General features: G+C 48.9%; 7 protein-coding genes. 1 reads left to right on the top strand and 6 read right to left on the bottom strand.

What is annotated here, in order from left to right; translation table 11 throughout:
- Window positions 1-221 precede the first annotated feature (221 nt).
- Window positions 222-1,010: a TPM domain-containing protein gene (locus ACOJTG_RS10530; protein ID WP_420153775.1), complete on the top strand. Its 789-nt coding sequence runs from the start codon at window positions 222-224 to the stop codon at window positions 1,008-1,010.
- Between the two features lie 32 nt (window positions 1,011-1,042).
- Here ACOJTG_RS10530 and ACOJTG_RS10525 read toward each other — a convergent pair whose 3' ends face one another.
- The 6 genes from ACOJTG_RS10525 to ACOJTG_RS10500 all read right to left on the bottom strand — a co-directional run.
- Entirely contained in the window at window positions 1,043-2,392 is a 1,350-nt protein-coding gene (locus tag ACOJTG_RS10525) for a M56 family metallopeptidase (RefSeq protein WP_420153774.1), read from the bottom strand.
- A 1-nt stretch (window position 2,393) separates the two neighbouring features.
- Window positions 2,394-2,741, bottom strand: a complete 348-nt coding sequence (locus ACOJTG_RS10520; RefSeq protein WP_420153773.1) for a BlaI/MecI/CopY family transcriptional regulator — start codon at window positions 2,739-2,741, stop codon at window positions 2,394-2,396.
- Window positions 2,742-2,866: 125 nt separating this feature from the next.
- Window positions 2,867-3,823, bottom strand: a complete 957-nt coding sequence (locus tag ACOJTG_RS10515) for a D-2-hydroxyacid dehydrogenase (protein ID WP_420153772.1) — start codon at window positions 3,821-3,823, stop codon at window positions 2,867-2,869.
- A gap of 141 nt (window positions 3,824-3,964) precedes the next feature.
- Window positions 3,965-4,618: a GDSL-type esterase/lipase family protein gene (locus ACOJTG_RS10510; protein ID WP_420153771.1), complete on the bottom strand. Its 654-nt coding sequence runs from the start codon at window positions 4,616-4,618 to the stop codon at window positions 3,965-3,967.
- A gap of 85 nt (window positions 4,619-4,703) precedes the next feature.
- Window positions 4,704-6,032, bottom strand: coding sequence for an MFS transporter (locus ACOJTG_RS10505; RefSeq protein ID WP_420153770.1), 1,329 nt, complete (start codon window positions 6,030-6,032; stop codon window positions 4,704-4,706).
- 174 nt (window positions 6,033-6,206) lie between these two features.
- Window positions 6,207-8,928 (bottom strand): M16 family metallopeptidase (locus tag ACOJTG_RS10500; RefSeq protein ID WP_420153769.1); only part of this gene is annotated, 2,722 nt, incomplete at its 5' end.

Genomic DNA, 8,928 nt, shown 5'->3' with positions numbered 1-8,928 from the left:
CCCCTGATGCCATGCGGCAACACTTCCGGCAGGATGATCTGGTAGCGGGATTGCGAACGGGCATCGAAATGGCAGGGAAGCAGCTAAAGGCGTACTTCCCTTACCAGTCAGAGGATCGGAATGAGCTTCCCGATGACATTTCATTCCAGTAATTATTTACTTATTCATGGGATTAGCTACGGCTTAACCCTAGTTTTCTATTTACTACAGTCATGACCCACATGCCATTTTTGCAAGTGCTACGGAAGGGACTCTGGCTGGTCTTTTCAATTCTGAGTTTCGTTGTTGCTTCTGCCCAGGATATTCCCGAACGTCCGGTTCCAGCCCGTTTTGTTAATGATTACGTAGGCATGTTAGCGGGCGGCGAAAAAGACCAGCTCGAGCGAAAGCTAAAAGGTTTCATGGATTCCACGTCCAATCAGATTGTGATTGTGATCGTGAAAACGACGGGCGATTATCCACCCGGCGACTACGCCTTTCAAATCGGACGTAAATGGGGTATTGGACAAAAGGGCAAAGACAATGGCCTCGTGTTACTGTGGGCCACGGAAACGCGTAAGCTATACATTGCTCCCGGATATGGTCTGGAAGGAGCCATTCCGGATGCCGTAGCCAAACGCATCATTTCTGACCAGCTTGCTCCGGCTTTCAAACAACAGCAGTACTTCAAAGGACTGGATAATGCAACCAGCGAAATCATTCGCCGAGCCAGTGGAGAATACAAGAACGATCAGGCTAGTGACGATACGGAGCTTCCGATGAGCGGCGTAATCATCTTTTTGGTCATTGCCGTCGTAGGCTTCATTGTTATTTCCCGTTTGATGGGACGCGGTTGCCGAAATTCGGGCGGTCCCGGGGGTGGTATGCCTTGGTTCGTTCCCTATGCTACCATGTCAAGCTGGGGAAGCTCTTCCGGTAGTTGGGGAGGCAACAGCGGCGGCGGCGGTGGTGGCGGCTGGGACTTCGGGGGGGGTAGTTTTGGTGGCGGCGGTGCCGGAGGGGATTACTAAAAATGAAGAAAGGCCCCTGTATGGGGCCTTTTCTATTGCTCTTTCAAGGTAACGAGTATTACTCCATTTTTTGCCTTTTCTCCGTAATGCTCCGTTGCCTTCGTGTCTTTCAGAACGTTAATACTCTCGATCTGGTCGGGTTTGATCGCATCTAAATTTTCAACCTCTTCCCCATTCACCAGATACAGCGGCTTAGCAGCAGCGTTGACCTTCATTTGTACCGGAACAGGTTCCCGGGTGTAAATGCGAAGTTCTTTTCGCGTGGGTTCAGCTTCCGATTTTACGATCTGCATTTCTTTAATCTCATCAGGATTTAAGCCGTCTATTCCTTCACGGGTCGTTTTGCGGTCGTCGAGGAAATACGCGTACGTAGCTGGCGTAGTCGAGGTTGCTTTAGGCAAATTCGTAGACTTCGTTCGAGGCGTTCGCTTCTTCGTCAGGATTATTTTTGCGGGCAACACTGGACGAATTGTATCCGTAGTTACAGGTTGCTGTTGCCTGGCGGGCAGTATTACGATTTTTTCCATGACTCGCCGGGGCGTAAACGCCATAATCCAGAAGCCCAGTAAGGGCAGTAGAAGCAGTAACTTGATTCCCTTCCAGGGAGCCGACGAAGGAGTATTGATTTGACGAATCCGGTTTTTGAGTTCAGAAACGCTAAAGTGCGTACGTACGGGCACGGCCAGACCGCTTTGCCGTAACAAATGGTATTGGTAATGTCGGGCGTTCAGGCCGCTCGCCAGTACCGTGTAATCAGCCAGATATTCCAGGTTCTGACGCACCGTTTTGTTCCACCACCAAATCAGAGGATTGAACCAAAATACGATTTGTAGTATCTCTCCCATCAATACATCCCAGGAATGGCCTTGCCGGGCGTGTATCTGTTCGTGTAATAGTACTTCCTTGAGTTCCTGGGGGGTAAACAGGGTTGGATTCATAAAGATCCAGTGAAAAAACGAGAAAGGAGCCGTCTCTGACGCTGGTACTTGCACCTTCTGCTCCCCTACATACTGCATGTGGGAATTTCGGTAGAGTTGATACACACTCCTCAACTGACGTACTAGGCGAACACTCATGACCAGCACGCCTATTAACCAAAGTCCTAGTACCATGGACTCCGCTGACGGATACGGCGAGTCGGCTACCTGCTGAGCAGCATACTGAAAACTCAAATCCGGTACGTACGTGGTTACTTGCTGGATGCTTTCCCGCTGCGAAAACCATTCGTTCCAGGCTGGAACCAGCAGTGAGGCTATTCCAGCAATCCAGAAATACCAGCGGTTCCACTGATAGTAGGTCTCTTTTTTTAGTAACAAAGCATATAAACCCGCGAAACCCGCCAAGCTTAAACTGACCTGTAAGAGATATACCAGCGTTTGCATATTATTGGCCTTTTTCGATCATGGATAAAATTTCCCGCAGGTCATCAGCTGATATCTTTTGCTCCTTGGCAAAATGCGTAACTAGATTCTTGTACGAATCATCGAAGTACTCTTCTACCATCCGATCCGCCACTTGCTCGCGACTTACGGCCGGATAATACTCGTATACATTTCCGTATCGGCGAAACAGTACGTACCCTTTTTTCTCCAGGTTTTTAAAAGCAGAAGCCAGGGTGTTGTAATGCGGTTTGGGCTCGGGCATTTCTTCCAGAATGACGCCTAAGGTACCGCGTTCTAATCGCCAGAGCGTCAGCATGGCTGTTTCTTCAGCGGGAGTCAATTTTTCCATAACCATACATCCGAAATTTTCGGAAATCTACGAAAATAGTTAATTCACTAGTTATACCATTGATAAATAAATCCAAAGAAAGGTCTAGTAGTTGACTTTTCTTCGGATTTGTCATGTATCACTTTCTAATTCACCACGTTGATTGGTGTACCGTTTATGAAAGCACGGATGTTATCGGCTGCCATCTGGAGCAACCGCCGCCGGGCTTCGAAAGCCAGCCAGGCTACATGTGGCGTAATGAGGCAGTTTTTAGCTTCGGTCAGGGAATTATCCGGGCTGGGCGGCTCTACGGAGAGTACGTCCAAGCCCGCTCCGGCAATCGTACCCGCGTTGAGGGCATCCGCCAGGTCCTGCTCGACGATTAACGGACCGCGACCAGTATTGATCAATAAAGCGGTGGGTTTCATCCAGCTCAGCCGTTCGGCGTTCACCAGCCCCTGCGTTTCCGGCGTTAGCGGGCAATGCAGCGATACGAAATCGCTTTCCCGAAACACGTCCTCCAGACTGGCCATTTCCACGTAGGGGTGGGTTAATTCAAGTTTCGCGTGCCGACGATGGGCCAGAATACGCATGCCAAAGGCATGACCAATCTGAGCAACCTGTTTGGCAATACTTCCAAAACCCACTAGTCCGAGTGTTTTTCCGGACAGCTCCGTCAACGGCTGGAAGGAATAGCAAAAATCCGGATTCTGAGCCCAAACCTTGGCTCGCACCGATTCACCCAAATGGGCCACGTCGTTTGTGAAATGCAGCATCAGGGCAAAGGTGTGCTGGGCTACAGCCCGGGAGCTGTAATCGCTCACATTAGTTACCGGAATGCTCCGTTCCCGGGCGGCTTCGGTATCGACGATGTTGTACCCCGTGGCGGTCACGCCAATGTATTTTACGTTGGGCAGTTGTTCCAGCACTTCCCGGGTAATCTTTGCTTTATTGGTCAGCAGGATATCGGCTTCCTTCGCCTTCTCAACCACCTCTTCGGACTTCACGCGGTCATAGACCTGGAAAGAACCCAGCTGCTCCAACGGAGCCCAGTCCAGATCACCCGGATTGAGCGTATAGCCGTCTAGTAAGACAATGTTCATAAAGTTTGCTTAGTTTACAGTTTTCGGTTTACAGTTTTCAGTGGTCGCCTATTAAACTGTAAACTGAAAATTCTGCGATCATTACACTGTTTTATTTGCAAGCTTATAACTGAAAACTGCAGACCAAAAACTGAAAACTGTTCAATCCACTAACAAAGGTTTAAGCACTTCGGTCCAGCGGCGATAGCCTTCAGGCGTCATGTGGAGACTGTCGGCTTTGAACAGGATGGGTTCAGGACGTAGACTTTCGTTCAACATTACGGGCCATACATCCAGGTAATCGGCATCCTCTTCGCCGTCCAGAAAAGAGCTGACGAGTCGGTTGAATTCCTGCATGGCATCCCGTTTGTCCCAGCGGGAAGGAGCCGGTTTCGCTGAGATGAAAATCACGGGTACTCGGGGCATATCCTTGCGGATTTTTCCGTACAATCTGAAAAATTCCAGGTAGGTATTCTTAGCGTTCTTACCCGTAGCGATGTCGTTTTCACCGCAGTAAATGACGATTTGTTTCGGCTTATACTTGGGAATCAGTCGATCATAGTAGTATACGACGTCCGTCAGTGTGGAACCACCAAAGCCCCGGTTGAGAATGGGCTGCTCGGGAAAAGACTCCTGCATGTCCGACCACAGGCGAAAGGTAGAACTCCCCACAAACAGAATCGGATTTTTCGGCGGCGGCGTGGTCTGGTCCTGCGTTTCAAATGCCTGAATTTCCTTCTCAAATTGCTGTTGAGCATACGATTGAATCGTAACCAGAAGGGCTAAGACCAATCCGTACCATGACTTGGTTTTCATGCAAAAAGGTTTTAATACGAAAAAAGGCGAATGAAAGATGTTTCATTCGCCTTCAAAAAAGCCGGAAAATACTGGCTTATGCAACTTAAAGTTTTACCTCTTCCATTTTAGGAGCGAAGATGTGCATGGCACCCCAGGCCAGCAGATAAGCAAAACCACAGATGATAAACACCACGTTGTACCCGGCGACAATGTTACCCTGTCCTTTGTAGTAATCCAGCAGATAGCCAATCAGAATCGGGAAAAGCATACCGCCGATGGAACCGGCCATACCACCCATTCCGACCACTGAACTAACGGCCCGTTTGGGGAACATATCCGAAGCCGTCGTGAAGATATTCGCACTCCAGGCCTGGTGAGCGGCTGCTGCCAGACCAATCAGGGCCACGGCTACCCAAATATCGTTGATGTATTTAGCACTGATGATGGGGACGACGGCCAAAGCAAAAATGAGCATCGCCGTTTTACGGGCTTTAAATACGGGGAAACCTCGTTTGATAAAATAGCCCGACAGATAACCGCCACCAATACTACCAATCGTCGTAGCCGTATATACGATGATCAACGGCAGACTCGGTTTTTTCAAATCTAACTGGAAGCGTTCGGCAAAGTACGAAGGCAACCAGAACAGGAAGAACCACCAGATGGGATCGGTGAGCATTTTACCAAAAATGAAAGCCCAGGTTTGTCGAATGCCCAACAGACGACCCCAGGATACGGAACCACCTTCGGTTTCAGCCGTAGCCGCCGCCAGATCGCTATCACTGTGAATGTGAGCGTACTCGGTGGGGTCCATGTTTTTCTTCCGAGCGGGTACTTCGTACAATACCAACCAGAACACCAGCCATACAAAACCGATGGCACCAGTCGCTAAAAACGCCGCTTCCCAGCCGTAAACGCCTAAAATCCAGGGAACCATAATAGGAGCTACCACGGCTCCGATGTTTGCTCCGGAGTTAAAAATTCCCGTGGCCAATGCCCGTTCTTTTTTAGGGAACCACTCCGCTACGGATTTGATAGCGGTGGGAAAGTTTCCGGCCTCGCCTAAGCCTAACAATACCCGTACAGTGATAAAACCGGCCGTACTGCTTACCAAGGCGTGTAACATGGCCGCAATACTCCAGAATATGATGGAAATGGTATATCCCATCTTCGTACCTACTTTATCGACAATTCGTCCAAACAACAGCAAGCCCACGGCATACGCGGCCGAAAAGAAGGTTACAATCAGACTGTAATCGGATTCCGTCCAGTTGAATTCTTTTTCCAGCGTTGGCTTGAGTAACCCAATAATCTGACGGTCAACGTAATTGATGGTAGTAGCGAAGAAGAGTAAAGCCACGACCGTCCAACGGAAATTTCCCATTTTCGTAGACGCCAGGGGATCGCTTACCTGTGTAGGATTCATATTCATACCATTGGGTGCGTAAAGAGGTAATTAAGGTTTAGAAGAACAACCCGCATGTTTCGAATAGACGGTCTCCGGCAAGATTTACCCTCTAGTTTCTATAAAATTTAAGAGAAAAGCCGGACGAATGGGTAGGCAATGCTTCCATTCATCCGGCTCTTTAGGGTACTGAATTTTCCCTTATTTACTACTCGTGGCCTGCTTTTTCTCGGGCAGCAGTACGGCTTTAATCAGATTACCACCGAATACCTTGGCAGCCATGGCTTTTACCGAAGCGACGGTTACCTGATCGACCAGCTTCATTTCTTTCAGTACGTCTTTGGGATCTTCTCCATTCTGGTAGCTCGAAGAGAGACTATTAGCCCAGAAACGGTTCTCTTTCATCTGTACTTCCAGTTGGCGTTTGGTTTCAATCTTGTACTTGTCTAGATCCGTCTGAGAAGGTCCATTTTTCTTCATATCCTCCAGAATGGCCAGGGTTTTGGTAGCCAATTCCTCGATACGACCCGGATTGGTACCGTAACCAATGCTCAGCGAATAACGAGGTTTCGGTAATTTTTCGGCATTGCCCTGGGCATAGATGTAGTATACGCCACTTTCCTTTTCCCGAATTTCGTCGATGAGTTTGATGTTCAGAATCTCTTCGATGGCACTCAGATTGGTTTCATTTTCGGGCGTGTACACAAAATCGCCGGAGTACACGAGTTGAGCCGCCGCCTTATCGTCAATACCGCGATAGACGGTTTTGATGACTTTGCCTTTCAGCGGACGAATGTTCAGGTCTTTGTACGTTTCCTTTTTACCCGTACTGGGCAAACTACCCAGGTATTTTTCCAACAGCGGTTTGAATTCGTCAACCTTGAAATTTCCGACGAAGAAGAAGGTAAAATCCGAAGCATTCGCAAAGCGTTCTTTGTAGATACGCATCGCTTTATCCACGTTGATTTTATCCACATCGGCGGGCTTCATGGGCATATAGCGGGGGTTATAGCCATGCAATACTGCAGAAAGTGTATCGAAAAAGACGCCCTGCGGATCGGGAGTTGCGAATTTCTGCTCCAGCTCATCTTTCATATTCCCCAGATATCCTTTGATGACTTCCGGGTCTTTGCGGGGCATTACAAAATTCGCGTAGATGAGTTGCAGAGCCGTTTCAGCATCTTTGGGTGAGAAAGAGCCATTCATACCCTCCGTCAGTTCGCCCACGTAGGTAGAAACATTGGCCACTTTGCCCGTCAGGTACTTTTTGAGTTGCGTCGCTGAGAACTCCGCTACCCCACCCTGGGCGGCAATCACATTCGACTGATCCGCGTCGATGTAGTCGGCTAAGGGATACAGGGAGGTTCCGCCAAAGCTGAAGGAACGGAACAGGACCTCGTCATTTTTGAAATCCGTGGGTTTCAGTACTACTTTCAGTCCATTGGAAAGCGTTAGCTCCGTTACACCAATTTCGGGAATCTGCTTTTCGGCGGTTACTTTACCCGCTTTGGGTGCTGCCGCCAGCAAAGGCTTAGAGATGACTTCATCCACGTACGCCGTTACATTCTGCCCGGAGTTATCAATCCAGTCCAGCAATTGAGCTTCTTTGGGAAGCGTTGCCTTGTCTTTTTCGGGAGCCATTACAATAACGGCCCGGTTTTCCTTCGTCAGCAGCGTTTTAGGTAAGGCATTCACTTCTTCGAGCGTAATGCCGGGCAATTCGGCTTTTACGAACTCAAAGTTTTTCTCTACGCCCATGGAAGGTACATCATTGATGAAGTCATTCATGTACTCCATCGCAAATGCTTCCGACTTGGTTTTATCTTTCTCCTTGAAGCGTTTTTCGGTACCCGTCAGCAGGTTTTGCTTGGCCCGTTCCAGCTCCGTAGCCGTAAAGCCAAATTTGGCCACACGAGCATTTTCGTCCAGTACCGCTTTCAGCCCTTTTTCAATACCACCGTTTTTCGCAACCACTACGCTTACAAAGGAATCGTAATTGCCTAGGAAGCTACTCGTGGAGCTAAACCCGTACTGGAATGGAGGATCGGCTTTTTGCGTCAATTCCTGTAAGCGGCTATTCAACATCTGGTTGAACAAAGACCGCTTGATTTTTTCGCGGGTATCGGCGAAAGTTTTTTCTTTCAACTCGGGCAGTCGCGTCAGAATCTGAACAATGGTATACGGCTGTTCTTGATCGGTTACAATGGCCACTTTGGTATCACTGTTGGCCGGTATCGGGAATTCACCCAGGGGTTTGGGACTCGTGGCCGCCGGAATGGCTCCAAACTTCTCTTTGATGATCTTTTCAACCTGAGCTACGTCAAAATCGCCCACGGCAATGATGGCCTGATTTTGGGGTTGATACCAGGTTTTATAGAAGTTACGAATCGTTTCGGGTTTGAAGTTTTTCAGGATTTCCTCCGTACCGATGACGTTCCGCTTGCCCCACTTCGAGCCGTTCATGATCACGGGAAAGTACTCATCTCGCATCCGCTGGGAAGCTCCCTTGCCGCCCCGTAGCTCTTCCAGAATGACGCCCCGCTCTTTGTTGATTTCGGTTTCGTCCATGGTCAGATCGTGTGACCAGTCTTCCAGGATATCAAAAGCTCGTAAGAACACTTTCATCGAATCCGTCGGTACGGGCAGAAAGTATACCGTTTGTTCGAAACTGGTAAAGGCGTTGAGATCATCGCCGAACTTGATGCCATTTGACTGAAGAAAACTGACGAGTTCGTTTTTAGGAAAATTCTTAGTACCGTTAAAGGCCATGTGCTCGGTAAAGTGAGCCAGTCCGTTTTCGGGATCCTCTTCCTGAATGGCTCCCACTTTCACGGCTAGCATAAGGTGAGCCCGGTTCTTGGGTTCGGCGTTTTTGCGGATGTAGTAGGTTAACCCATTGGGCAGTTTGCCCACTTTGGTTTGC

The sequence above is a fragment of the Siphonobacter sp. genome (assembly GCF_048595215.1).
In the GTDB taxonomy this organism is placed as follows: Bacteria; Bacteroidota; Bacteroidia; order Cytophagales; family Spirosomataceae; genus Siphonobacter.
Note: the sequence above shows the minus strand (reverse complement) of the source record. Positions and strands in the feature narration are given on the sequence as shown.